This window comes from Achromobacter sp. ISS7 (assembly GCF_056523125.1).
The window spans coordinates 4,563,573-4,588,889 of record NZ_JAWRZD010000001.1 but is presented as its reverse complement, the minus strand read 5'-3'; the positions used below and the strand labels follow the sequence as shown (position 1 = coordinate 4,588,889).

Below are 25,317 nucleotides of genomic sequence, written 5' to 3'. Positions count from 1 at the left end.
CCAGGCGTGTGCGGCCTGGGCAGGGGGCGTGTGACGGCACATCTTCTCTCATCCGGACTGTGACCGTCGGCTCTGGCATCTCACCAGATCTGCTGACCCCGGTGTCCTCCGTGAAGGACGCCGGGCGCTCGCGGGCTCGCCAAATTGCTTGGCATACCGCCGGTGGGGAATTTCGCCCCGCCCTGAAGACGTACTGCTTGTTTGTCGTGTTAACGACGTTAGGGATTTTACGCCTGTCCGGGGAATGGTGCGGAATATGCTTATTTCGGGTGGGGGTTTTTGCTGGTGGGGGGTGGGGTTCTTTTGGCGGTTGTACCTTCACGGGCGCTGGGGAGAGCGGTGTGCTTGGCGTTCTGGCCCAGGGCCGGGCTGGGGTGGAGGATTTTGCGGGGTTGCCAAAGGCGGCCGCGCGGGCGGCCTTCTTTGGCGTTTGAGGGGCTTGCGTCGGGGCAGCGGTGGCCCGGTATCGCCACGGTCGCGGGCCGCATGGCGGTGGGGCGGGCGTGGCTGGGGCTGGATGCCGGGTGTTGGGCGAGCGCGGCTGTGGGGGCTGCGCTGTTGGTGCCCTTGCGGTTTGTTTACTTCGCGGTTTCCGTTGCGGCTTCCGGTTCGGCTTGTTTCTTTTTCTTCTTCTTTTCGGGCAGGGCCAGCATGGTGCCGCGGCACGGGGGGGTGCCGCAGAGGCACTTGTAGCCTTCCTTCAGGGCCTTGGTGATGCGGCCGTCGAGGACCAGGCCGTAGTCGTAGGAGAGTTCGGTGCCGCGCGGGAGGTCTTTCAGGGCGACGATGTAGACGCGCTTGCCGTGCTTGCCTTCCTGGGCTTCGCAGTTGGGTTCGCAGGAATGGTTGATCCAGCGGGCGTCGTTGCCCTGGTCGCCGCCGTCGATGACGCGGCCAGAGCTCAGGGCGAAGAAGAAGGTGTGGAAGGGATCGTCGGGGTTGGTGGGGTGGCGACGGTCGGCTTCCTTGGCGCTGATGCGGGCGCCGCCGTACTCGATGATGCGGGTGCCCGCGGGGATCTTGCGGGCGGCGAAGACGCCGTTGCCGTGCAGCTTGGAGCGGCGCACGACGTACCAGGGCTTGATGGGGGTGTCTTCGGTGGTCATTGAGTGGCGAGTGTGGCGGTGAGACGAAACAGAATTATATCGGCGCGCTCATGACACGATGACAGGCGTATAGTGAGCGCCGCCTCGTTTCTTTGTTCACCCGCACCATGATTGTCCGTCCGCGTCCTTCCGCGCTGGCCCTGTTCTTTGTTTTGCGCGGTTCCATCATTCCCCGCATCTTCAGCCGCATCCTGGTGATCACCGTGCTGTCGTGCGTGGTGGTCTGGATGTACCACCGGCACTGGTTCTCGCCCACGCACCTGTCGGCGGTGCCGTTCTCGCTGTTCGGGTTGGCGCTGTCGGTGTTCATGGGGTTTCGCAACAACGTCTGCTACGACCGCTGGTGGGAAGCGCGCAAGCAATGGGGCGATCTGATCGTGCAGGCCCGCAGCCTGGCGCGCGAGAGCGCGGTGCTGCTGGCGGCCAGCACGGCCAATCCGGTGCAGGAACGGCTGGTGCGGCGTTGCATCGGGTTTGGCTACGCGCTGGCGGCGCGGCTGCGCGACCAGGACATGCTGGAAGCGGTGCGGCCCTGGGTGCAACCCGAGGAACTGGATACGCTGGCCGGCAACCGCAATGTGCCGGATGCGCTGCTGATGGCGATCAACCGCGACCTGGCGGCCTGTCTGCGGCGCGGCGAATTGACCGACATCCTGTACCAGGGGCTGACGCAGCGGGTGGCGCAGTGCGCGGCGATCCAGGCGGCCTGTGAGCGCATCAAGTACACGCCGACGCCGTTCGCCTATTCGCTGCTGCTGCATCGCACGGCCTGGCTTTTCTGCCTGCTGCTGCCGTTCGGGCTGGTGGGCACGCTGGAATACCTGATGCCGGTGGCGGTCACTATCATCGCCTACACCTTCTTCGGGCTGGATGCGCTGGGCGACGAACTGGAAGACCCGTTCGGCCTGGAAGCAAACGACCTGCCGCTGTCGGCGCTGGCGCGGGTGATCGAGATCGACCTGCTGGACGGGCTGGGCGTGCGGCCGCTGCCCGAGCCGGCGCAGCCGGTGGACTGCGTGCTGCGCTGACTCAGCTCGTCGGCCCGTTCAGCGGCAGCATGGTTTCCTTCAGGCGGCGCAGCACGAAGCAGGATTTGCTGTGGCGGATGCCGGGGATGCGGTACAGCTGCTCGCGCAGCAGCCGCTCGTAGTCGCGGGTGTCGCGCACGGCGATGCGGATGTAGTAGTCGTAGTCGCCCGACACCAGGAAGGCTTCCAGCACTTCCGGGATCTGCGCCAGCGCGCGCCCGAATTCATAGAGCGTTTCCTCGCTGTGGCTTTCCAGGGTCACGTGGACGATGACCGTGTCCATGAACCCCAGGCTGGCCGGGTCGATGTCGACCGTGTAGCCGCGGATGACGCCGGCGGCCTCCATGCGCTTGATCCGGTTCCAGCAGGGCGTGGATGACAGGCCGACCGCCGCGCCGATGTCGTTGAGGCTGGCGCGGGCGTTCTCCTGCAGGGCGCGCAAAATCGCCAAATCAAACTTGTCCAGGTTCATTTTCTTTGATTCCTCCGATCCAAAGATAAATTTACTGCGTTTGCCGGCAATTCGTGGAAAAGAAGATAAATATTCTCCCGGATTCCCAATAAGATGGATAGCATGAACGATCGCCTGCACCCCTCCGTCGCCGCCGCGCTTGCCGCCCCTGAAACTCCCCCCGCGAACGGGGCCAGGATTCTGCTGGAAACGCTGATTGCGCACGGCGTCGACACCGTGTTCGGCTATCCCGGCGGGGCCGTGCTGCCGCTGTACGACGCGCTCTACGCCGAGCCGCGCCTGCGCCACGTGCTGGTGCGCCACGAGCAGGCCGCGGTGCACGCCGCCGAGGGCTACGCCCGCACCACCGGCCGCACCGGCGTGGTGTTCGTGACCTCCGGGCCGGGCATGGCCAACACCACCTCGGGCCTGCTGGACGCCATGTGCGATTCGATCCCGGTGCTGTGCATCAGCGGCCAGGTCGCCACCAGCGCCATCGGCACCGACGCCTTCCAGGAATGCGACGCCATCGGCATCTCGCGTTCCGTGACCAAGTGGAACACCCAGGTGCGTTCGGTCGACGACGTCGCCGCCGTCACCGCCCGCGCCTTCGAACTGACGCGCCAGGGCCGCCCCGGCCCGGTGCTGCTGGACTTCCCCAAGGACGTGCAACTGGCCGTGCCGCGCGACGCCGACGGCGACGACGACACCCCGTCGCAGCAGAAGCTGGCGGCGCTGCGCGCGCGGCGCCAGTCGGGCAAGCTGGCGCCCAAGCTGCCGCAATCGGCCGTGCGCCGCGCCGCCGCGCTGATCGCCCAGGCCAAGCGCCCGATCTTCTACGGCGGCGGCGGCCTGGTGAACGCCGGCCCCGAGGCCTGCGCCGCCTTTACCGAGCTGGTGCGTGCCAGCGGCGCGCCCTGCACCCTGACGCTGATGGGCCTGGGGGCGTTCCCGGCCTCCGATCCGCAATTCGTCGGCATGCTGGGCATGCACGGCACGGTCGAGGCCAACCTGGCCATGCACAACGCCGACCTGGTGGTCTGCATCGGCGCCCGCTTCGACGACCGCATCACCGGCAAGCTGTCCGAGTTCTGCCCGCATGCGCGCAAGATCCACATCGACATCGACCCCGCCTCCATCAACAAGGTCGTGCGGGTGGACGTGGCCCTGGTGGGCGACTGCCTGCCGCTGGTGCGCGCCCTGCAGGCCGAGCTGGGCGAACCGCTCGATCCGGCGCGGCTGGCGCCGTGGTGGGCGCGGGTGCAGGCCTGGCGCGCGCAGGACTGCCTGGGCTACACCCCGGCGGCCGACGCGATCCTGCCGCAGCACCTGATGTCGCGCCTGAACGCGGCGCTGACGGGGCGCGACGCCATCGTCTCGACCGACGTCGGCCAGCACCAGATGTGGGCCGCGCAGTACCTGCGTTTCGACCAGCCGTACCGTTGGCTCACCTCCGGCGGCGCCGGCACCATGGGCTACGGCGTGCCGGCCGCCATCGGCGCGCAGGTCGCGCATCCGGACAAGACCGTGGTCTGCGTCAGCGGCGACGCCTCGGTCCTGATGAACATCCAGGAACTGTCCACCGCCATGCAGCACCAGGCGCCCGTCAAGGTCGTGCTGTGCAACAACGGCTACATGGGCATGGTGCGCCAGTGGCAGGAACTGATCCACGGCGGCCGCTACAGCCACAGCTACAACGCCTCGCTGCCCGACTTCGTGGCGCTGGCGCGGGCCTTCGGCTGGGGCGCGGCGCGGGTCGAGGATCCGGCGCAGCTGGATGCGGCGCTGGCCGAATGCCTGGCGCACGACGGCCCCTACTTCCTCGATGTGGCGGTGACGGCGCAGGAGAACTGCTTCCCGATGATGCCGGCCGGCCATGGCCATCACAAGATGATGCTGGCCGAAGGCGTGTGGTACCAGGACGAGACGACCTGAGCCGGCAGCGATTGTCAGGCAGGCGGGCATCCCTGCCGGGACCGCCGGAATGATGAAGGGGCCCTTTGCGGGCCCCTTCGCTTTTGCCGCACGGTCAGAACTGGATAGACAACCCGCCGTCCACCACCAGCACGTGCCCGTTCACGTACGAGGCCGCCTTGGACGCCAGGAACACCGCCGCGCCGGCGATCTCCTCCGGTTCGCCCCAGCGCCCGGTCGGGTTGCGCGCCGCGATGCGCGGGCCGAAGGCCGGGTCGGCCACCATCTCGGCATTGGTCTCGGTGGCGAATGTGCCCGGCGCGATCGCGTTGCTGGTGATGCCGCGCCCGCCGAATTCCGCCGCCAGCGCCCGCACCATGCCGGTCAGGCCCTGCTTGGCGGCCGGATAGACCGCGTCGCCGGCGCGCGCCAGTTCCCCCACCACCGAGGTGATGGCGATCAGGCGGCCGCCGCCCTGGCGCACCATGCGCTCGGTGGCGTGCTTGGCCAGCAGGATGCCGGCCACCATGTCGGTGTCGATCAGCTCGCGGATCTCGGCGGCGCTGGTGTCGGCCAGCGTCTTGCGGTTGCGGGCGCCGACGTTGTTCACCAGGATGTCCAGGCGGCCATGCTCGGCGTCGATGCGCGCGAACGCCCGCGCCATGCCGGCATCGTCGCTGACGTCGAAGGCCAGCGCGTGCGCGTCCAGGCCGTCGGCGCGCAGCGCGGCGGCGGCGCTTTCCGTGGCCTGCTCGTTGCGGCCGTTGATCAGCACGCGCGCGCCGCTGCCGGCCAGCGCGCGGGCGATGCAGAAGCCCAGCCCGCGGGCCGAGCCGGTCACCAGCGCGACCTGGCCGCTCAGGTCGAAGTTGCGCAGGTAGGGCAAGGAAGTGGTCATGGTTGCGGTCCGGTTCATTCGCGGAATTCGGGCGCCCAGTGCAGCAGCCGCCGTTCCAGCCAGGTGACGCAGTACACCAGCGCGATGCCGACGATGGACAGCAGCGTGACCGCGGCGAACATGTCGGTGGCGTTCAGTGTCGCCAGCGCGGTGATCATCAGGTAGCCCATGCCGGTGGTGGAGCCGACGAACTCGGCCAGCACCACGCCGATCAACGCGAAGCTGATGGCGTTGGGCAGCGCGGCGAAGGTCCAGGCGGCGGCGGTCGGGATGCGCACGCGCCACAGGATCTGGCGCGGCGACCCGCCCAGCGTGCGGCAGAAGTCCACCAGCTCGCGTTCGACGCTGCGCCCGCCCTTGTAGGTGTTGAAGAACACCAGGAAGAACACCACGAACCACGAGGTCACCACCTTGGACGCCAGCCCCAGCCCGAAGAACATGGTGATGAGCGGCACGAAGGCGATGCGCGGCATCGAATTGAAGGCCACGATGAACGGGTTGAACACGTCCGCCAGGAAGCGGCTGCGGCTGAGCGTCATGCCGACGATGAAGCCGCTGCCCACGCCCACCAGCAGCCCGACCAGCGTGGCCTGCAGCGTCAGCCACAGGTGCGGCCAGACCGAGCGCGGCCCGGGCTGCAGCCATTCCCACAGCCGCACCGCCACGCGCGACGGCTGGCTGATGAAGAACGGATCGAACAGCGTGTTCTGGGTGAACCAGGGAATGCGCGTCAGCGTTTCCCAGGAGCCAAGGATGATGGCCAGGATCAGCACCTGCCACAACGTAATGCGCACGCGCCGCAGGGTGCTGGCGCGGCGGTCCAGCCGCAGCTGGTCCTGCAGGGTATCGGTGAATTCGGGAGCGGTCATGGCGGGATCAGGCGGCGGCGCGGAACTGCTGGCCCAGCACGCTCCAGAGGCTTTGCACGTGGGTGACGAACTGCGGCGTCTCGCGCAGGGTGAAGACGTCGCGCGGATGCGGGATGGCGATGCGCTCGTCCAGCAGCACGCGGCTGGGCGGCCCGGACAGCACCACCACGCGGTCGGACAGCAGGATCGCCTCGTCCAGGTCGTGCGTGACCAGCACCACGGTCTGGCCCAGCTTGCGCCAGATCTCCATCAGCTCGCGGTGCAGGTGGGTCTTGGTGTGCGTGTCCAGCGCGCCGAACGGCTCGTCCAGCAGCAGGATGCGCGGCTCCACCGCCAGGCTCATCAGCAGCGCCACGCGCCGCCGCATGCCGCCCGACAGCTGGTGCGGAAAGGCGTCGGCGAACGCCGTCAGGTGACCCAGCTCCAGCAGCTCGGCCACGCGGTTGGCGATGCGCGCGGCCGGCACGCCCTGGAACTTCAGGCCCAGCGCCACGTTCTTCTTCACGCTGAACCAGGGCAGCAGCGTGTCCTTCTGGAAGATGTAGCCCAGCGCCGGCGGCACCTGGCCGTCGACCACCCGGCCGTCCACCCGGATCTGGCCGGTGGTGGGCGGCAGGAAGCCGGCGATCATGTTCAGCAGCGTGCTCTTGCCGCAGCCCGAGGGGCCGACGATCGACACGAACTCGCCCGCCGCGATCTCCAGGTTGACCTCGCCCACCGCGTGGGTGGTGCCCTGGCGGGTCTGGTAGGCCTTGCCCACCCGGTCCAGCGTGATCATCAGAGCCCCCGGGCTTTTCGCACGAAGCTCATGTCGACGCACTTGGCGTACGGCACGGTCTTGATCTCGTCGTTCGAGAACTGGCGGCCGTCGCCCATGATCGCGGTCATGCGGTCATAGGCGTCCTGGGTGATGAGGTTGTCCTTGAGGAACACCGTGTCCTTGTAAACGCCCAGCGTCTTCTCGATGGCGGCGCGCGGGAAGGCGTTCAGATAGTCGTCGTAGATCACGTCGGCGATCTCGGCGGCGCTGTGGGCCGTGATGAAGTCCTGCGCCTTCACCAGGCCGGTGACGAAGGCCTGCACCGTCTCGGGCCGCTTCTGGATGGTGTCCTGCAGCGTCAGCGCGGCGATGCCCGGCACGTCGCCGCCCATGAATTCATTCCACGAGGCCTCGGTGGTGGCGTCGAAGATCGGCACGCCCCAGCCTTCCTGCCTGGCCTGTTCCATCATCGACATGGTGGCCATGCTGGCGGCCACCGAGCCGGTCTTGAGCGCGCCTAGCATGGTGGCCAGGTCGCCCAGGGGGCGGATGTCGACCTTGTCGGCCACGCCGGCCTTCTGCATCAGGTACAGCGCCATCAGCCAGGTGCTGGACTGCGGCTGGGTCGCGCCCACGCGCTTGCCGGCCAGGTCTTTCAGCGACTTGATCTTGCCGCTGTCGAAGTCCTCGCGGCGCACGATGACGTTGGCGTAGGTCAGCTTGCGGTCGAAGCCGAACACCAGCGTGGCCGGCTTGCCGGCCAGCGTCAGGGCCGGCGCGGCGGTGGCCGCGGTGGCGCCGAAGACGATCTGGCCGGCCGCCAGCAGCTGGTTGGTGCGCGGGCCGCTCTGCGAGTTCAGGTACTCGACCTCCAGGCCGCCTTCGCCGAAATAGCCCTTCTTGAGCGCCACGTAGCCGGCCGCGAAGAACGGGTCGATGCTGCCCTGCCCGTAGACCACGCGGCCCAGCTTGGGCTGCGCGAAGGCGACACGGCCGCCGATCAGGGTGACGCCGGCCAGCGCCCCGGTTGCGGCCAGCACGCGGCGGCGGGTGGTGAAGTGGGGGCTCGTGCTCATGTCTTCCTCGGTCTCGATCGGGTGTGGTTGTTTGGCGTCAACAATACCGCAGCGGCGCCTGCCGTCCAACAATGGAAAACGCCCGGTTGCCCGGGCGTTCTCGTCGTGCCACGCAAGTGTAGACCGTGGCGGCTTATGCCGCGGTCTTCTTGGGCGCGGCCTTCTTCACGGCTTTCTTGGCGGCGGTCTTGGTCGCCGTTTTCGTGGCGGTCTTGGTGGCGGTCTTCTTCACCGCGGCCTTCTTGGCCGGCGCCTTCTTCGCCGCCGTCTTGGCGGCGGTGGCGGTCTTGGCCGGCGCGCGGCCGCGGCCGGGCTTCTCCGGACGCGGTTCGAACTCGAAGCCGATCTTGCCGTCGGGCTGGCGCACCAGGAAGGCCTTGAACTTGCGGTTGGTGCGGCTGGACACGAAGCCGTCGAGCAGGTCGGTGCGGCCGTCGGTCAGCAGCTTTTCCATCTGCTCGCGCGAGATTTCCTGCTGCAGGATGACCTTGCCCGAGCGGAAGTCGCAGCTCTTTTCAGGGCCGACCGACTTCTCGCAGACGTAGCTCATGCCATGCTCGAACACGCGCGACTGGCACTTGGGGCAGTTGCCCACCGGCGTATGGCCGGAGAAATCGACCGCCTCGCTGTCGTCCTCGTCGTTCTGGCCGAAGTCGAATTCCAGCTTGTACTCGTCGCTGATGCGCAGGATGGCGGCGAACGGCCGGCCCATCTTGCTGATGAAGCCCTGCAGCGGACCGATCTCGCGCTTGGCCAGCAGTTCCTCGACTTCCGGCAGCTCGAAGGTGCGGCCGCCCGGGTGCTTGCCGATCGAGAAATCGCAATTGGTGCAGGCGAAACGGCGGTAGTTTTCCTTGACCACCCCGCCGCACTTGGGGCACGGCGTCTGCAGCGTGGCGTAGTCGCCGGGCACCGTGTCGCGCTCGTATTCCTTGGCGCGCTTGACGATGACCTGCGTCATCTGGGCGATCTCGCGCATGAAGGCCTGGCGGTCCAGCGCGCCCTGTTCGATCTGCTTGAGCTTGTGTTCCCATTCGCCGGTCAGCTCGGGCGAGGTCAGTTCCGACACGTCCAGGCCCGACAGCAGCGTCATCAGCTGGCGCGCCTTGGCGGTCGGCACCAGGTCGCGGCCTTCGCGGCGCAGGTAGACCTCGTTGAGCAGGCCTTCGATGATGGCCGCGCGGGTGGCCGGCGTGCCCAGGCCGCGCTCGGACATGGCCTCGCGCAGTTCCTCGTCGTCCACCAGCTTGCCGGCGCCTTCCATGGCCGACAGCAGCGTGCCTTCGTTGAAGCGCGCCGGCGGCTTGGTGGCCAGGCCCACGGCTTCGACTTCCTCGGTGCGCACGGTTTCACCCTCGGCCACCGGCACCAGGTTGGCGTCCTCGCCCTGGGCTTCCTTGCCGTACACGGCCAGCCAGCCCGGGTTGACCAGCACCTTGCCGTCGGTGCGGAAGCGATGCCCCTGCACTTCGGTCATGCGGGTGGTGACGCGGTATTCAGCGGCCGGGAAGAACACGGCCAGGAAGCGCTTGAGCACCAGGTCGTAGAGCTTGGCCTCGGCCTCGCTCAGGTCGTGCGGGATCTGCAGCGTCGGGATGATGGCAAAGTGATCCGACACCTTCTTGTTGTCGAAGATGCGGCGGTTCGGCTTGACCCAGTGCTGGCTGGTCACCGTTTCGGCATGGCGCGACAGGCCGCCGACGGCGTTCGAGCCGCCCTTGGCCAGCGCGCGCATGGTTTCTTGCACCGTGCCGATGTAGTCCTCGGGCAGGTAGCGCGAATCGGTACGCGGGTAGGTCAGCGCCTTGTGGCGTTCGTACAGGGTCTGGGCCAGCGCCAGGGTGGTCTTGGCCGAGAAGCCGAAGCGGCCGTTGGCCTCGCGCTGCAGCGAGGTCAGGTCGTACAGGGCCGGCGACATCTGGGTCGACGGCTTGGATTCCTCGGTCACGCTGCCCGGCTGGGCGCGGCAGGCGGCCACCACGCTCTGGGCGGCGGCCTGCGACCACAGGCGCGACTCGCGCTTCTCGGGGTCGCGCTCGTCCTTCTTGAAGTCCGGGTCGATCCAGCGGCCTTCGTACAGGCCGGCCGCGGCCACGAAGGTGGCGCGCACTTCCCAGTAATCGCGCGAGACGAAGCGGCGGATGCGCTCTTCGCGCTCGGCCACGATCGCCAGCGTGGGGGTCTGCACCCGGCCCACCGGCGTCTTGAAGAAGCCGCCGTCCTTGCTGTTGAAGGCGGTCATGGCGCGGGTGCCGTTGATGCCCACCAGCCAGTCGGCCTCGGCGCGCGAGCGGGCGGCGGCCTCCAGCGGCTTGAGCTGGACGTCGTCGCGCAGGTTGGCGAAGGCCTCGCGGATGGCGGCCTGCGTCATGGATTGCAGCCACAGGCGCTGGATCGGCTTCTTCACCCCGGCGTACTGGATGATGTAGCGGAAGATCAGTTCGCCCTCGCGCCCAGCGTCACAGGCGTTGATGATGGCATCGACGTCCTTGCGCTTGGCCAGGCGCACCAGCAGCTTGAGGCGCTCGGCCGATTTCTTGTCGGTCGGGCCCAGTTCGAATTCAGGCGGAATTACGGGCAGGTGCGTGAAGCTCCACTTTCCCTTGACCGGATCGTTGGGCGCGACCAAGCTCAGCAAATGGCCAATGCTGGACGCGAGTACGTAACGTTCGCTTTCAAAATAGTCGCCCTCGCGCGCAAAGCCTCCCAAGGCGCGTGATATATCAAGGGCCACCGAGGGCTTCTCGGCAATAATCAGCGTTTTATTCATGTGTATCCAGTGGCGGCAGACCCGCCTTAGTAGCGCGGATAATAAGATCGGAGATTCGCGAGATGCAAGTCGGCACTGAACGGCAAGTGGGATCCGAACTGCACGCATGGCGCCAATTCCTGGCCCGCGGCACCCTTTGGCTAGGGGTTTTGCTGCTCGGCAGCGCCGCCATCTGCTGGGTCGCGGCGAACTGGCAGGACATGACCAAGATCCAGCGCTTCGCTGGCACGCAGGGCCTCCTGGCCCTCAGCGCGCTGGCGGCGGCGTGGGCCGGATTACGCCTGCGGGGCACCCCGGGGGTGCGCCGCAGCATACCCGGCGCGCTGCTGGCCCTGGCCGGCATCCTGCTGGGCGCCTTGCTCGCGTTATTAGGCCAAACTTACCAGACTGGCGCCGATACCTGGGAATTGTTCGCCTGGTGGGCGGTCCTGCTGCTGCCCTGGGCGCTGGTGGCGTCCAGCCAGGCGGTCTGGCTGCTGTGGGTGCTGGTCAGCAACGTGGCCCTCGCGCTGTGGCTGGGTGAACGGGCCTTCAACTGGTGGCTGCTGCTGGGCGGCCCGCAGGTCGCCAGCCTGATCGTGGCCGCCTGGAACCTGATCCTGCTGCTGGGCTGGGAGCTGGCGGCGCGCCGCTGGCGCGCCAGCACGCTGATCGGGCCGCGGCTGCTGGCGGCGCTGGTGATCGGCGTGCTGGTGACGGCGCTGATGTTCGGCGATTTCATCATGCGCGGCCTGGGCGCCACCAACGGCGTGGCGTGGCTGGCCGTGACGCTGGGCCTGGGTTTCTATTACCAGCGCGGCCGGCGCGACCTGATCATCCTGGCCATGCTGGCCGCCGGCGTCATCTGCGTGTCGTTGCGGATGGTGGGCGAATGGCTGCTGCGGCTGGAGCCCGGCGTCTGGGCGGCCCTGCCGCTGGCGGCGCTGCTGATGGCCGAGGCGGTCTGGGCGGCGCGCTGGCTGCGCGGACTGGCCACGGGGCCGCAGGTGGCCGCCGCGGCCCCGGCCGACGCCGAACCCGCCGCCGCCTCAGCCGGCAACGCGGTCGATCCCGGCGAGGCCGGCGAACCCGTGGCGCAACTGGCGCCGCCCGCCGTGCCGCACACCGAACCGCCCTGGTACGTGCAATGCATCCTGGCGCTGAGCGCCTGGCTGTCGACGCTGCTGCTACTGGTGTTCGTGGCTTTCTCCGGCGTGATCAACTCAGAGGAAGGCGCGCTGGTGGCCGGCCTGGTGCTGTGCGCCGCCGGCGTGGCCGTGCTGCGCAGCGACACCGGTCCGTTCTGGCGCCAGTGCGGCACCGCCATGGCGTTCGCCGGCCAGATCCTCATCATCTACGGCATGTCCGAGTCGACCTCGTTCGCCAGCGCCTGCCTGTTCGTGCTGCTGATGGCCACGGCGGTCTACGCGCTGGGGCCCGACGTGATCCTGCGCTTCCTGAGCGGCGGCCTGATCGCGATGGCCGGCGCCGGCCTGATCTGGCGCGTCCTGGCGCCGGAGCTGCTGCGCGACGACATGCTCGACGCCCTGTTGTACTTCGACATGGCCCGCGCGGCCTTCGTCTGGCTGCCGATCGCGGTGACCGGCGCCTGGGCCACGGCGGTGATCCTGACCCTGGGCCAGCGCCTGGGCGGCAAGCGCGGCCACGCGCTGCAGCCGCTGGCCTGGGCCTTCCTGCTGTCGGTGCAGGGCATGGTCTGGCTGGCCAGCGGCCTGTCGATCATGCAGCTGCCGGCCATGTGGCAGTTGAACCCGCAGACCGCCCTGCTGGTGTGCGCCGGGGCGCTGTTGCCGGCCGCGGCGGCGCTGGCGGTGCTGTGGCCGCGGCGCCGGGTGCTGACCGCCGGCGTCACCTGGGGCGTGCCCGTCGGCCTGCTGCTGCTGGCCCTGTTCTGGCTGCCCAGCCCCGGCGTCGGCTTCGCGCTGGCCTGGCTGCTGCTGGGCTTCGGCATGAACCAGCCGCGGGTGGCGCTGTTCGGCGTGTTCAGCCTGCTGGCCTACCTGGGCGTCTATTACTACCAGCTCGACGTGCCATTGCTGGAAAAGGCCCTGTGGCTGGGCGGCGGCGCCGTGCTGCTGTTCGTGCTGCGCGGGCTGGTGTGGCTGGTGCCGCGCTTGATGCGCACCCAGGAACCGTCGCGTCGCGCGCCACTGCCGCCGGTCGCGCCGGCCCTGCGCTGGCGCACCCTGGCGATCCTGGGCGGCCTGGCGCTGGTGCTGGTGGTGGTCAACGGCGGCATCTGGCAGCGCGAGAAGCTGCTGGCCACCGGCAAGGTGGTGATCCTGGAACTGGCGCCGGTCGATCCGCGTTCGCTGATGCAGGGCGACTATATGGCGCTCAACTTCGCCGCCGGGCGTGAAGTCACCCGGCTGCGGCTGGGCGGCGAGCGCCAGGACGCCGAGGACTCGATCCTGGGCTACGAGCCCGATGGCTACGTGCTGCTGACGGCCGACGCGCGCGGCGTGTCGCAGCCCGTGCGCATCCAGCCCGACGCCCGCCCGCACGCCGATAACGAGGTGCCGCTGCGCTATCGCCTGCGCGACAACGGCGTGCGCATCGTCACCAACGCCTATTTCTTCCCCGAGGGCCAGGCCAAGCGCTATGAAGTCGCCAAGTTCGGTGAACTGCGCGTGGCCGAGAACGGCGAGGCCCTGTTGGTGCGCATGCTGGGCGAGGATCTGCAGCCTTTATAGGGATCGCGGGTCGGCGGCACCCCACCCGGCGTGATGTTGCCTGGTGGCCGTGGGCCATGCGTCGGAACGGGCGCCTCGGCACGAGCGATTGCACCGCCCGTGACGGCCGCCAGCCCCTGCCGGTCTTGCCGGCTCAGGCCAGCGGAAAGCGCGCCGCCCAGCGCGCGGTCGCCTCGCGCAGGAAGGCCGCCGTGTCCGGCGCGTCCAGGGGCGCGAAGCCCAATGCCCGCCAGGCGCCTTGCAGCGCCGCCAGGGGCGCGCCGGTGTCGAGGGCGGGGGCGCCGTTCTGCTTGGACAGTTTCAGGCCGCTGGCGGGGTCCAGGATCAGCGGCACGTGCATGTAGCGCACCGGCGGCAGGTCCAGCAGCCGGCCCAGCACGCGCTGGCGCGCGGTCGAGCTGAGCAGGTCGGCGCCGCGCACCACGTCGGTGACGCCCTGCGCGCCGTCGTCCACCACCACCGCCAATTGATAGGCCCACAGGCCGTCCGCGCGCTTGACGGCGATGTCGCCCACCGCCTGCGCCACGTCCTGTTCCTGCGGGCCGAGCCAGCGGTCGTCGAAGCGTTCAAGGCCGGCCGGCATGACGACGCGCCAGGCGCGTGCCTCGCGGCCGGGCGGCAGGCCGTGGCGGCAGGTGCCGGGATAGGGGCGCTCGCCGTCTACGCCCGGGGCCGTCTGGCCGCGCAGCGCGGAGTCGGCGATCTCGCGGCGGGTGCAGCCGCAGCCGTAGACCAGCCCGCGCGCGGCCAGCGCGTCGAACGCCGCCTGGTAGGCGTCGCCGCGCCGCGATTGCCACATGACGTCGCCATCCCAATGCAGCCCCAGGGCCTCGAGCTGGCCCATGATGTGCTCGGCCGCGCCGGGCACGGTGCGCGGCGTGTCCACGTCCTCGATTCGCAGCAGCCAGCGGCCGTCGTTGGCGCGCGCATCCAGCCAACTGGCCAGCGCGGCCACGAGCGAACCCGCGTGCAACGGGCCGCTGGGGCTGGGGGCGAAGCGGCCGGTGTAGGTCACGGGAGGGCGCGGCAAAACGGGAGGCGTGGCGAAACTACGGGGTTACGGCGAAGCGGCGCCGCGCGCTCGATGCGCGCGGGTCGCGGAGAAACGGACGTCGGCCGGAGCCGGCGCCGGTCAGTGCAGCAAGCGCACGCCGTCTTCGTCCAGCAGCTCTTCCAGGACCAGGTTGTCGATCTCGGCTTCCTGGCTCCAGAGAACCATGAGGGCGATGATCTTGATCTTGGACAGCGGCACGGGCGATTCCGGCGAAGCCAGGCCCCGGTCGATGACGATCTCGCGCAAGGGCGCGGGCAGCACGCCGGCCGATTCCAGGAAGGCGATGAAGCCGATGGATTCGGAACCCAGTTGCTGGTATTCGTTATCGGTGTAGATCCGGGTGCCGCTGGTGGGCGCCTGGGCGAGGTCGACACAGCGCTCGGTGGTTTCGGCCAGCCCGTAGAGCCAGCCTAACGCATCGTCGATGTCTTCGTGCTCGAACCCGGCGGCGGCCAGCCGTTTCGCCAGTACGTCGGCGGCGGGACAGGCTTGCGGCGTGTAGTAATTCTCGTACAGATAAACCAGGATATCGAACATATGGCGCAGTCTTGAGCCTGTTTGCACAGTCGGCCCGCATATCGGCAGACCAGCAAACATGAATTTTACTTTACGCTGATTTATTTGCCCGGGCAACCGCCGACAAGGGGGAGCGTGGCAGGGCGTCGTGGCCTCGCGACAGTCACGAAAACCGCGCGCAATGCCTGACAGAATAAGGGGTTGCGCGATTTCCGAGGGGCGGGCCGTTACGGTCCGCCCCTCTTTAATACCCCTACGGTTCAGGCGGTTTTCGGCGCCGATTCCAGCTTGAGCTGCGCGACCTGGCGCATGAACACCGGGATGCAGATGGCCAATCCGACCAGCCCGCTGGTCAGCCCCGGCAAGATGGTCAGCAGCGCGCCCAGCGTGCACAGCCAGCGCTCCCAGCTCTTCATGCCCACCAGCATGTAGCGCGAGAACGCCGCCGACAGCAGCACCAGCCCCACCATGCAGCCGAACAGCGTCACGAAGAAGTCGTACCAAGTGAAGCCCTGCACCGAGATCAGCAGCGACGGCGAGAACACGAACACGAAGGGCACGATCAGCTTGGTGATGCCCAGCCGGAACGCGGTATTGCCGGTCTTGAACGGATCGCTGCCCGCCATGCCCGCCGCCGCGTAGGCCGCCAGCGCCACCGGGGGCGTGATGTCGGCCAGGATGCCGAAATAGAACACGAAGAAGTGCGCCGCGATCGGCTGCACCCCCAGCTGCACCAGCGTCGGCGCGGCCACCGCCACCATGATCAGGTAGTTGGCGGTGGTGGGAATGCCGCAACCCATCAGGATGCAGACGATGCCGGTCATGATTAGCGCCGCGATCAGCGTCAACGACTGGGCGTTGGCGATGGCCTCGGGAATGATCGCGCCCGCCACGCCCGCGATCGACTGGGCCGCCGAAATCACGATGTATGAGATCTTGAAACCCACGCCGGTCAGCGTCACGACGCCGATCACGATGCCCACCGTGCCGGCCGCCGCGCCCACTGCCAGCGCATACTTCGCACCCGTTTCGAAGGCCTCATACAGATCGCGCAGCCGCAGCCGCTGGAACGGATTGAGCAGGCCCACGACGATGCAGCCCGTGATGCCGGCGAACGCCGCCAGGTACGGCGTGCGGCCGCTGGCCAGCACGCCGATCAGCAGGAACAGCGGAATCAGCGTTGGCCAGCGCATCTTGAACGACTGCTTCAGCTTGGGCATTTCCTCGGCGGTCAGCCCGCGCAGGCCCTCGCGCTTGGCCTCGAAATGCACCTGCATGAACATGCCGAAGAAATACAGGAAGGCCGGGAAGATGCCGGCGATCGCGATCTGCTGGTACGGGATGCCGAGGAACTCGATCATCAGGAACGCGGCCGCGCCCATGATCGGCGGCGTGATCTGGCCGCCGGTGCTGCTGGCCGCCTCCACCCCCGCCGCGAAATGGCGCGGATAGCCGATGCGGATCATCGCCGGAATGGTCAGCGAGCCCACGGTCACGGCATTGGCCACCGACGACCCCGACAGCATGCCGAACATCGCCGAGCCGAATACCGACACCTTGGCCGGCCCGCCGGCATAGCGGCCGGCGATAGTGGACGCCACGTCCAGGAACAGCTGCCCCAGCCCGATGCGCGTGGCCAGCACGCCGAACAGCACGAAGTGGAACACGTAGGTCGCCACCACCCCCACCGCCACGCCGTAGACGCCCTGGCTGGTCAGGTACATGTGGTTGACGATCTGCGACCACGTGTTGCCCGCGTGTTGCAGCAGTCCGGGAAAATAAGGCCCGAACGCGGCATAGGCCATGAACACCAGCGCGATGATCGGCAACGGCCAGCCCATGGCGCGGCGCGTCGCTTCCAGCAGCCCGATCAGCAGGATCGAGCCCATGAACACGTCGATCGGCAGCGGATTGCCGACGCGGAACGCCAGGTCCTCGAATATGTAGGGGATGTACAGCACCGACAGCGCCAGCGCGATGGCGATGATCCAGTCGTACAGCGGCACGCCGCCCGGCGCGTACCAGGTCGATTTCGGCTCGCGCTGGTAGTGCGCCTTGGAAAAGCCGAACACCAGGAAGATCAGGCTCAGCACGAAGGCCAGGTGCACGCCGCGGTGCGTGGCCTCGCGCAAGAGGCCGAAACCGGCGGTGTAGTAGTGGAACAGCGACAGCGCCACCAGCAGCCCGGAGACGATCCAGGTGGCGGTCTTGTGCAGCGGCCGGAAGCGGATCTCGGCGTCGTACTTTTCCGCCAGCCGCTGCGTTTTATCGTGGTCTATTTCCATAGCCAGGGTTCTCAGGTGATTGCGCGAACAGGGCCGCTCGTGGCGGCCCTGCGCGATCGCGGCGCCGTGCGCCGCGCCCATCAGGAAGGCAACAGACCGGCGCTTACTTCAGCAGGCCGATTTCCTTGTAGAACTTCTCGGCGCCCGGGTGGAACGGAATGCCGGCGCCCTTGACCGCGTTCTCGCGGGTGATGAGCTTGCCCTTGGCGTGGCCGCTGTCCAGCGTCTTGCGGGTGGCGTCGCTGTACAGGGCCTTGGTGACGTCATACACGACCTGTTCAGGAATCTTGGCCGACGTCACCATCTGCGCGTTGACCGAGATGGTCTTGACCTCGCCCACGTTCTGGTAGGTGTTGGCGGCGATGGTGTCGGGCGTGAAGAACTCCTGCTTGGCGCGCAGCGCGTCGATCTCGGGGCCGACCAGCGGCACGATCTCGATGCCCGCGCCGCTGGAGGCCAGTTCGGCGATGGCGCCCGCGGGAGCCCCGCCGATAAAGAAGAACGCGTCCAGCCCGCCGTCCTTGAGCTTGTCGCCGGCCTGATTGGGCTTGAGGTACTCGGCCTTGATGTCCTTGTCGGTCATGCCGTAGGCGCCCAGGATCAGGCGCACGTCCACCAGCGTGCCGGAACCGGGCTCGTCCATCGACACCCGCTTGCCCTTCAAGTCAGCCACGCTCTTGATGCCGGCGCCCTTGCGCGTCACCAGGTGGATGCTCTCCGGATACAGGGTGGCGATCAGCCGCAGGTCCTGCGCCTTGGGCTTGCCCTCGAACGTGCCGGTGCCGCTGTAGGCCCAGAACGCCACGTCCGATTGCGTGAAGCCGGCTTCGAAAGATCCGCCCATCACGCCGTTGATGTTTGCCACCGAGCCATTGGAGGCGACCGCGGTGGCGATGAGCTTGCCCGGCTGGGACACTGCGTTGGCGATGATGCCGCCGATGGGGTAATAGGTGCCGGCGGTGCCGCCGGTGCCGATACGGAAGAACTGCTGGGCCTGGGCGGACCCGGTGGCGCCGACGGCGGCCACGGCCATGGTCAAGGTGACGATCCAATTCCTGAGTTTCATGCGAGCTTCTCCGTTATGGGATGGAAGTAACCTATTGTTGTGCTGAAATTCTGGCATGCCCCCTGCCCCGCGCCAATGGCCTGGAAGCTATCGTTTACCAGGGGATGGCGGCGGTTTGGCAGCCATCCGGGCCGGCGTGGGCTATCGTGTGCGGCGGCGATCCACGCCCATGCAGCAGGTTTGATCACGGAGCCCTTCGATGTCCCAGGAAGTCATACGCGGCATTGCGCTGCCCCCGCCCGCGCAGGCCGGCGATCCCCTTGCCAGCGTCGATACGCCCAGCCTGGTGCTGGACCTGGCCGCGTTCGAGGCCAACCTGCGCGCCATGCAGGCCTGGGCCGACCGCCACGAGGTCGCGCTGCGGCCGCACGCCAAGGCCCACAAATGCCCCGAGATCGCGCGCCGCCAGCTGGCGCTGGGCGCGCGCGGCATCTGTTGCCAGAAGGTCAGCGAGGCCGTGCCGTTCGTGGCCGCCGGCATCAACGACATCCACATCAGCAACGAAGTGGTCGGCCCGGCCAAGCTGCGCCTGCTGGGCCAGCTGGCGCGCGCCGCCAAGCTCAGCGTCTGCGTCGACAACGCCGCCAACCTGGCGCAGATCTCGCAGGCCATGGCCGCGGCCGGCGCCGAGATCGACGTGCTGGTCGAGGTGGACGTGGGCCAGGGCCGCTGCGGCGTGTCCGATGACGCCACCGTGCTGGCGCTGGCGCAGCAGGCGCGCGCCCTGCCCGGCGTGAACTTCATCGGGCTGCAGGCGTACCACGGCTCGGTGCAGCACTTCCGAACCCGCGAGGAACGCGCCGCCGTCTGCCGCCAGGCCGCGCGCATCGCCGCGTCCTACCAGCTGCTGCTGCGCGAAAGCGGCATCGCCTGCGACGTCATCACCGGCGGCGGCACCGGCAGCGTCGAATTCGACGCCGCCAGCGGCGTCTTCACCGAACTGCAGGCCGGCTCCTACGCCTTCATGGACGGCGACTACGGCGCCAACGAATGGGACGGCGCGCTGGCCTTCCAGAACAGCCTGTTCGTGCTGTCGACCGTGATGAGCACGCCGGCGCCGGACCGCGTCATCCTCGACGCCGGGCTGAAGTCCACCACCGCCGAATGCGGCCTGCCCGCGATCCACGGCGCGCAAGGCCTGCAATACGCCGCCATCAACGACGAACACGGCGTGGTGCGCGTGGCGGCCGGCGCACAGGCGCCCGCGCTGGGCGACACGCTGCTGCTGGTGCCGTCGCACGTCGATCCCACCTTCAACCTGCACGACGGGCTGGTGGTGTATCGCGACGGCATCGTGCAGGACATCTGGGAAATCTCGGCGCGCGGGTTTTCGCGCTGATGGCCGCCGCGCCGATCGCGATGGAGCCGTTGTCCTTCGATTGGAAAACGCCGCTGCCGGAGTTGCTGGACGCGTTGCGGCAGGCCCATGCGGCGCGCTACCCGGCGCTGGCCGCCGCGCGGCTCGATGCACTGCGCGCGGCGTTGCGTGATGACCGCGCCGACGACTTCCTGCCGCTGTTGGGCCAGGAACTGGAAGCGCTGGGGTTGGCGCTGATCGGGCAGGATGAAGACGACGATGGCATCCATCTGCTGATCGTGCCCCAGGCCGACGCCGGCGACGCGCTGGCGCGGATCGCGGCTCATGGCCGACAGGGCACGCGGCATCGGCAGGACGGCGCCCCGCAAGGTGTCCCGGCGACCTTGCCGCGTCCCGCTTCCGGCCCGCTGGCGCAGCCTGGCGATTATCTGGACATGGCGCAGTGCTTGCCGCTGGCATCGGGCTGGGCGTGCGCGGCCAACCGCGACACGGCAATGCCGGAGCTGGTGGACCTGCGCGGCTGGCCGGCCTTGCGCGCAGTCGCCTGCAAGTTCCAGCCGCATCGCGGCCTGCTGGCGTCGGCCATCGCCGCGAACGGCGTCCACGCCTGGATCGAGCAAGGCCCCGACGGCATCGCCAGCACGCCCTATGCACATCTGCTGCGCGCGTCCGGGGTCGAGGCCGCGCCGCCCAGCCGGCCCGGCCTGGCGCTACCGCCGCGCGCGGCGCAGGCGCAGCGCCGCACGCCCGAATTCAGCCTGGGGTTCGCGGGCGATGACCTGCTGCTGGTGGATCGCGGCATGGTGTTCGCATACCCAGGCTTTGCCGCGCAGGACGAGGCGTCGGTCATCGAGCCGGCATTGCTGTACACCGCGCCGCCGCAGCGTCGCCCCGTCAGCGACCGCTCGGCGGTGATCCAGACGGCCGACGGCCGCGCCTGCGTGCTGTGCCGTGGCCAGCTTCTGCTGTGGCGCGACGGCCAGTTGCATCCCCTGGTATTGCGCTATCCCGAAGCGGCATCGGGGGATGTCTCGCATCCCGTCGCCTGCGGCAACGGCGCCATTGCCTGGCTTGAAGACGATGCGCTTTGCCACGCGAACCTGGACGCGCTCGTCGTCAACCGCCATGAGCCCCAACAGATGCCCGCCGGCGGCATGATCCTGCAGTCCCTGCCGCAAGACTGGCTACTTCTGGGCCATTGGCATGCGCCCCATCGCAGCCTGGACCTGGGCCAGTTGTGGCATCCCGGTTCCGGTCAGGTCCTGCGCATCCGCCACGGTGCGCTCGATCTGGATAGCGGCATCCAGCGCGCCTTGATGTTGCCGGATGGCGACCTGGTGGTCGGCGGACAGCTGCGTCATGTCCGCCTGGGTCGCTTCGACGCATTGTTGGGCCGACTGCCAGCCGCTTGACCAGCGGCGGCCGGGCCATCGCCGCCGCCAGGCACTGCGCGCCCGCCTCGATGCCGTCGTGACGGCCAGCGGCCACGACGATCCGGATCCTGGCACGCCAGGATCCACGCGCCCTATCCGGCCAGATCCGTCATCCCCAGGAACTGCCGCAGCTCCGGCGTCGCGGGTGCCGTGAACAATTCCTCGGGCGGCCCGATCTCATGCACCCGTCCCTGGTGCATGAACACCACCCGGTCGCAGACCTCGCGCGCAAAGCGCATCTCGTGCGTCACCATCAGCAGCGTCATGCCGTCGGCGGCCAGCTCGCGCACCACCGCCAGCACCTCGTTGACCAGCTCCGGGTCCAGCGCCGACGTGATCTCGTCGCACAGCAGCGCCAGCGGCTGCATCGCCAGCGCGCGGGCGATCGCCACGCGCTGCTGCTGGCCGCCCGACAATTCATCGGGCCAGGCGTCGAACTTGTGTTCCAGCCCCACCCGCGTCAGCATCGCCCGCGCCAGCGCGGCCGCCTCGTCCTGCGGCATGCGCTTGGCCACCATCGGCGACAGCATCACGTTGCGCCCCACCGTCAGGTGCGGGAACAGGTTGAACTGCTGGAAGATCATGCCCACCTTCAGCCGCAGCGCGCGCAGCCGCAGCTCGTCGTCGCCCAGCTGCGCGTCGGCCACCATGATGGCGCCGCCGTCGATCTGCTCCAGTCCGTTCACGCAGCGCAGCAGCGTGCTCTTGCCGGAGCCGCTCTTGCCGATGATGGCGATCACCTCGCCGGGCTCGACGCGCAACGTCACCCCTTTCAGGACTTCGTTGTCGCCGAACTTCTTGCGGACGTCTTCAAGGGCGATGAGGGGCATGCAACTTCCTTTCCAGCCGGAGGCTGAGGCGCGACAGGGGCCAGCACAGCGCGAAATAGATCAGCGCGGCGCAGGCATAGACGGTGAAGGGGCTGAAGGTGGCGTTGGTGATCACCGTGCTGGCCTTGGACAGCTCGGTGAAACCGATGATGGAGGTCAGCGCCGTGCTCTTGACGATCTGCACCGCGAAGCCGACGGTCGGCGCCACCGCGATGCGCAGCGCCTGCGGCAGCACCACGTGGCGCATCTGCTGCACGTAGCCCAGCGCCAGGCTGGCCGAGGCTTCCCACTGGCCCTTCGGAATCGCTTCCACGCAGCCGCGCCAGATCTCGGCCAGGAACGCGCCCGACCACAGCGTCAGCGCCGCGCCCGCGGCCAGCCACGGCGGCACCTCCACGCCGATCAACGACAGCCCGAAGAACGCCAGGAACAGCTGCATCAGCAGCGGCGTGCCCTGGAACAGCTCGATATAGGCCCAGCTCACGCGCCGCATCACGGTCACGCGCGAAGTCCGCATCATCAGCGCCAGCGTGCCCATCAGCGCGCCGCCGGCAAAGGCCACCAGCGACAGCACGATCGTCCAGCGCGCGGCCAGCAGCAGGTTGCGGACGATGTCCCAGGTTGAGAACTCGATCATCGCACCGCCTTGCGGAAAAACCGCCTGCCCGTCATGCGCAGCAACTGGCGCAACAGCACCGCCAGCGCCAGATAGATGCCGGTGGTCACGAAATACACCTCGAACGCGCGGAAATTGCGCGACTGGATGAAGTTGGCCGCGAACGTCAGGTCCTCGGCCGCGATCTGCGAACACACCGCCGACCCCAGCATCACGATCACGATCTGCGACGACAGGGCCGGCCAGATGCGCGCCAGCGCGGGTTTCAGCACGATATGGCGGAACACCTGCCAGCGCGTCATCGCCAGGCTGGCGCCGGCCTCATACTGGCCCTTGGGCGTGGCGTCGATGCCGGCGCGGATGATCTCGGCGCTGTAGGCGCCCAGGTTCAGCGCCATCGCCAGGCAGGCCGCCTGCATCTCGTTGAACTGCACGCCCAGCGACGGCAGGCCGAAGAACACGAAGAACAGCTGGATCAGGAACGGCGTATTGCGCACCACCTCCACATAGGCGGTGACGGGCGCGCGCAGCCAGCGCGGCCCCTGCGTGCGGGCCCAGGCGCAGCCGATGCCCAGCGCCACGCCCGCCACCGCGCCAAAGGCGATCAGCTCGACCGTCACGCCAATGCCCTTGACGAGCACCGGCGTGTAATCGAACACGGAAGCGAAGTCGAATTGATAAGCCATGAAAGCGCCCCGGCGCGCGCGCCCGCCTTACAGGTCCTTGGGCAGGTCGGCGCCCAGCCATTTCCTGGAAATCGCCGCCAGCGAACCATCGCGCTTGGCGTTGGCCAGGATCTCGTTGACCTTGGCGCGCAGCTTCGGCTCATCCTTGTTCATGCCGATGTAGCAGGGCGAATCCTTGATCAGGAACTTGGTCTCCGGCTTCTTGGGCGGATTGCGCGCCAGGATCGCGGCGGCCACCACGTTGCCGGTCGCGATCAGCGGCACCTGGCCCGACAGGAAGGCGGTGATGGTGCCGTTGTTGTCCTCATAGCGCTTGAGCGTCGCCGTGGGCGGCGCGATCTTGGTGAGCTCGATGTCCTCGACCGCGCCGCGCGTCACGCCGATGGTCTTGCCCGCCAGGTCGGCGGCCGACGCCACCTTCAGGTCGGCCGGGCCGAACACGCCATTGAAGAACGGCGCATACGCATCCGAGAAGTCGATCGCCTTCTCGCGCTCGGGATTCTTGCCCAGGCTGGAAATCACCAGGTCCACCTTGCGCGTCTGCAGGTACGGCACGCGATTGGCGCTGGTCACCGGCACCAGCTCCAGCTTCACGCCCAGCTGCTTGGCGATCAGCGCGGCGGTGTCGATGTCGTAGCCCAGCGGCTTCATGTCCGAACCGACCGAGCCGAACGGCGGAAAGTCCTGCGGCACGGCGACCTTGAGGGTGCCGGCCTTGACGATGTCGTCCAGGGTGTCGGCATGCGTGAGCGGCGCGGCCAGCAGCGTGGCGGCGGTGCAGAGGGACAGCAACAGGGTTCTACGGTTCATGAGGAACTCTCCAGGGCGCGCCGCCCCGGGGTGGGGTCGAGCGTTGCACACCAATTCGGTATACAAAACCTGAAAAGCAAGTTCCGTGCCATTTGGCGGGCGCTCGGGATGCCCGCAGGCGCGCCGGAGCGGGTGCACCGTGATGGTGCGGTGCGCGCCATCGCGGCGCACGATGCGCACCGCGGTGGTTACCGGACGTGCCGCGGAAAGAAGGCTGCCCAACCCGGGGAACGGCCGAAGCGAGTCAGCGTCAGGGATTTACAAAACCAACCATAATGGTAGAAAACAGACCAAATCGGTTTATCATGCCGGTACCCGACCATCCGGAACCCTGACAATGGCCGCCACCCTCGCCCTGCTCGCGGGCCTCACCGTCTACCTCTACCTGTCCGAACCACCGCCACCCCGCGTCGTGCCGTACATCGGCATCATGTCGGCGATGCCACGCGCAGGGTTCTGATGGGCGATCAGGCAAAATGCGGCGTACCGGAAGGATTCGCCATGCCTAGACCCACAAAATCCGAGATCGCCGCCGAGATCCTCGACCGAGCCGCGGCCCTGTTCGCGCGCCACGGCTTTGCCCACACCTCGCTGCAGCAGATCGCCGACGCCGTGAATTACTCGAAAGCCGGCCTGCTGCACCACTACCCCAGCAAACAGGCCATCTACGACGCCGCCCTCAGGACCGGCACCGACCACATGCAGTCCCTGCTGGAAAACGTCCAGCACATCCCCGTCGGCGTCGAGCGCGACCGCGCCGTGGTCGAAGCCTCGGTCGACTTCACCTATGACTGGCCCGGCCTGTCGGCCCTGGCCAACCGCCTGGCCGACCAGGGTGACGACGTAGATCCGGAACTGATCAAGATCGGCATGACGCTCTACGCCGCGCTCGGCATCGACCTGGCCAACCTGCAACTGGAACGGGTGGTGCGCGTCACCAGCGCCTTCTGCGGCTTGGGCACCGCCGCGCTGACGGCGGCGCGCATGGATGTGAAGCGCGAATGGCGGGGGTTTCTGGTGCAGGCGGCGATGGATGCGCTGGGGCATGCGGGCAGCGCGCCTTGATATGGGTGGCGCGCCTCGCCACGGCCGCTGAACATGGCTGCCGAAAATCCACGTGAAAACGCCGGGCGATTGC

22 protein-coding genes and 1 riboswitch are annotated in these 25,317 nt (G+C 68.3%); of the genes, 7 read left to right on the top strand and 15 right to left on the bottom strand.

The features are described 5' to 3' along the window. Window positions 1-36: 36 nt before the first annotated feature. Window positions 37-194: riboswitch (FMN riboswitch) on the bottom strand. A 384-nt stretch (window positions 195-578) separates the two neighbouring features. After that, window positions 579-1,106 carry an SET domain-containing protein gene (locus AC1HFW_RS20755; RefSeq protein ID WP_061072836.1) on the bottom strand — a complete coding sequence of 176 codons (528 nt, stop codon included), beginning with the start codon at window positions 1,104-1,106 and terminating at the stop codon, window positions 579-581. A gap of 107 nt (window positions 1,107-1,213) precedes the next feature. Here AC1HFW_RS20755 and AC1HFW_RS20750 point away from each other — a divergent pair, with 107 nt between their 5' ends. Further along, window positions 1,214-2,134 (top strand): bestrophin family protein, encoded by a 921-nt coding sequence (locus tag AC1HFW_RS20750; protein ID WP_035361116.1) that lies wholly within the window; start codon window positions 1,214-1,216, stop codon window positions 2,132-2,134. A gap of 1 nt (window position 2,135) precedes the next feature. Here AC1HFW_RS20750 and AC1HFW_RS20745 read toward each other — a convergent pair whose 3' ends face one another. Beyond that, a complete protein-coding gene (locus AC1HFW_RS20745) occupies window positions 2,136-2,606 on the bottom strand; it encodes an Lrp/AsnC family transcriptional regulator (RefSeq protein WP_006392192.1) in 471 nt (156 codons plus the stop codon). 93 nt (window positions 2,607-2,699) lie between these two features. Here AC1HFW_RS20745 and ilvB point away from each other — a divergent pair, with 93 nt between their 5' ends. Then, on the top strand, window positions 2,700-4,520 hold the full coding sequence (ilvB, locus tag AC1HFW_RS20740; RefSeq protein ID WP_085943723.1) for a biosynthetic-type acetolactate synthase large subunit: 1,821 nt from the start codon (window positions 2,700-2,702) through the stop codon (window positions 4,518-4,520). Between the two features lie 94 nt (window positions 4,521-4,614). On the opposite strand, the gene AC1HFW_RS20735 is transcribed toward ilvB, so the two are convergent. From AC1HFW_RS20735 to AC1HFW_RS20715, 5 genes are all read right to left on the bottom strand, one after another. Continuing rightward, entirely contained in the window at window positions 4,615-5,397 is a 783-nt protein-coding gene (locus AC1HFW_RS20735) for an SDR family oxidoreductase (RefSeq protein ID WP_081105257.1), read from the bottom strand. 14 nt (window positions 5,398-5,411) lie between these two features. After that, entirely contained in the window at window positions 5,412-6,266 is an 855-nt protein-coding gene (locus AC1HFW_RS20730; protein WP_006392195.1) for an ABC transporter permease, read from the bottom strand. 7 nt (window positions 6,267-6,273) lie between these two features. Beyond that, the gene (locus AC1HFW_RS20725; RefSeq protein WP_479285119.1) at window positions 6,274-7,044 is read right to left on the bottom strand and encodes an ABC transporter ATP-binding protein; all 771 of its coding nucleotides are present in this window, start codon (window positions 7,042-7,044) and stop codon (window positions 6,274-6,276) included. After that, a complete protein-coding gene (locus AC1HFW_RS20720) occupies window positions 7,044-8,102 on the bottom strand; it encodes an ABC transporter substrate-binding protein (RefSeq protein WP_479285118.1) in 1,059 nt (352 codons plus the stop codon). The genes AC1HFW_RS20725 and AC1HFW_RS20720 overlap by 1 nt, the downstream gene beginning before the upstream one ends. A 133-nt stretch (window positions 8,103-8,235) precedes the next feature. Further along, complete coding sequence (locus AC1HFW_RS20715) at window positions 8,236-10,872, bottom strand: DNA topoisomerase III (RefSeq protein ID WP_479285117.1); 2,637 nt, start codon at window positions 10,870-10,872, stop codon at window positions 8,236-8,238. Between the two features lie 62 nt (window positions 10,873-10,934). On the opposite strand from AC1HFW_RS20715, the gene AC1HFW_RS20710 reads away from it, so the two are divergent. Next, window positions 10,935-13,565: a GDYXXLXY domain-containing protein gene (locus AC1HFW_RS20710; protein WP_479285116.1), complete on the top strand. Its 2,631-nt coding sequence runs from the start codon at window positions 10,935-10,937 to the stop codon at window positions 13,563-13,565. 133 nt (window positions 13,566-13,698) lie between these two features. On the opposite strand, the gene gluQRS is transcribed toward AC1HFW_RS20710, so the two are convergent. The 4 genes from gluQRS to AC1HFW_RS20690 form a co-directional block, all read right to left on the bottom strand. Then, on the bottom strand, window positions 13,699-14,580 hold the full coding sequence (gluQRS, locus tag AC1HFW_RS20705; protein WP_479285115.1) for a tRNA glutamyl-Q(34) synthetase GluQRS: 882 nt from the start codon (window positions 14,578-14,580) through the stop codon (window positions 13,699-13,701). A 117-nt stretch (window positions 14,581-14,697) separates the two neighbouring features. After that, entirely contained in the window at window positions 14,698-15,156 is a 459-nt protein-coding gene (locus AC1HFW_RS20700) for a Smg family protein (protein WP_006392201.1), read from the bottom strand. 239 nt (window positions 15,157-15,395) lie between these two features. Continuing rightward, a complete protein-coding gene (locus tag AC1HFW_RS20695; protein ID WP_006392202.1) occupies window positions 15,396-17,420 on the bottom strand; it encodes a TRAP transporter permease in 2,025 nt (674 codons plus the stop codon). A 103-nt stretch (window positions 17,421-17,523) separates the two neighbouring features. Further along, a complete protein-coding gene (locus tag AC1HFW_RS20690; RefSeq protein ID WP_479285114.1) occupies window positions 17,524-18,486 on the bottom strand; it encodes a TAXI family TRAP transporter solute-binding subunit in 963 nt (320 codons plus the stop codon). 199 nt (window positions 18,487-18,685) lie between these two features. On the opposite strand from AC1HFW_RS20690, the gene AC1HFW_RS20685 reads away from it, so the two are divergent. Continuing rightward, window positions 18,686-19,825 (top strand): DSD1 family PLP-dependent enzyme, encoded by a 1,140-nt coding sequence (locus AC1HFW_RS20685; protein WP_479285113.1) that lies wholly within the window; start codon window positions 18,686-18,688, stop codon window positions 19,823-19,825. Beyond that, window positions 19,825-21,216, top strand: coding sequence for a DUF6630 family protein (locus AC1HFW_RS20680; RefSeq protein ID WP_479285112.1), 1,392 nt, complete (start codon window positions 19,825-19,827; stop codon window positions 21,214-21,216). The genes AC1HFW_RS20685 and AC1HFW_RS20680 overlap by 1 nt, the downstream gene beginning before the upstream one ends. 113 nt (window positions 21,217-21,329) lie before the next feature. Here AC1HFW_RS20680 and AC1HFW_RS20675 read toward each other — a convergent pair whose 3' ends face one another. Genes AC1HFW_RS20675 through AC1HFW_RS20660 form a run of 4 tightly spaced genes read right to left on the bottom strand, consistent with a single transcriptional unit; the run spans window position 21,330 to window position 24,179 of the window. Further along, a complete protein-coding gene (locus tag AC1HFW_RS20675; protein ID WP_006392206.1) occupies window positions 21,330-22,067 on the bottom strand; it encodes an amino acid ABC transporter ATP-binding protein in 738 nt (245 codons plus the stop codon). Beyond that, entirely contained in the window at window positions 22,048-22,704 is a 657-nt protein-coding gene (locus tag AC1HFW_RS20670) for an amino acid ABC transporter permease (protein ID WP_479285111.1), read from the bottom strand. The genes AC1HFW_RS20675 and AC1HFW_RS20670 overlap by 20 nt, the downstream gene beginning before the upstream one ends. Beyond that, a complete protein-coding gene (locus AC1HFW_RS20665) occupies window positions 22,701-23,369 on the bottom strand; it encodes an amino acid ABC transporter permease (protein ID WP_479285110.1) in 669 nt (222 codons plus the stop codon). Before AC1HFW_RS20665 ends, AC1HFW_RS20670 begins: the two co-directional genes overlap by 4 nt. Before the next feature lie 27 nt (window positions 23,370-23,396). Next, window positions 23,397-24,179 carry a transporter substrate-binding domain-containing protein gene (locus AC1HFW_RS20660; protein WP_241068733.1) on the bottom strand — a complete coding sequence of 261 codons (783 nt, stop codon included), beginning with the start codon at window positions 24,177-24,179 and terminating at the stop codon, window positions 23,397-23,399. Window positions 24,180-24,516: 337 nt separating this feature from the next. Between AC1HFW_RS20660 and AC1HFW_RS20655 the strand changes: the two genes are divergently transcribed. Further along, window positions 24,517-24,639, top strand: a complete 123-nt coding sequence (locus AC1HFW_RS20655; protein ID WP_006392210.1) for a hypothetical protein — start codon at window positions 24,517-24,519, stop codon at window positions 24,637-24,639. 41 nt (window positions 24,640-24,680) lie between these two features. Beyond that, complete coding sequence (locus AC1HFW_RS20650; protein ID WP_479285109.1) at window positions 24,681-25,244, top strand: TetR/AcrR family transcriptional regulator; 564 nt, start codon at window positions 24,681-24,683, stop codon at window positions 25,242-25,244. Window positions 25,245-25,317 lie beyond the last annotated feature (73 nt).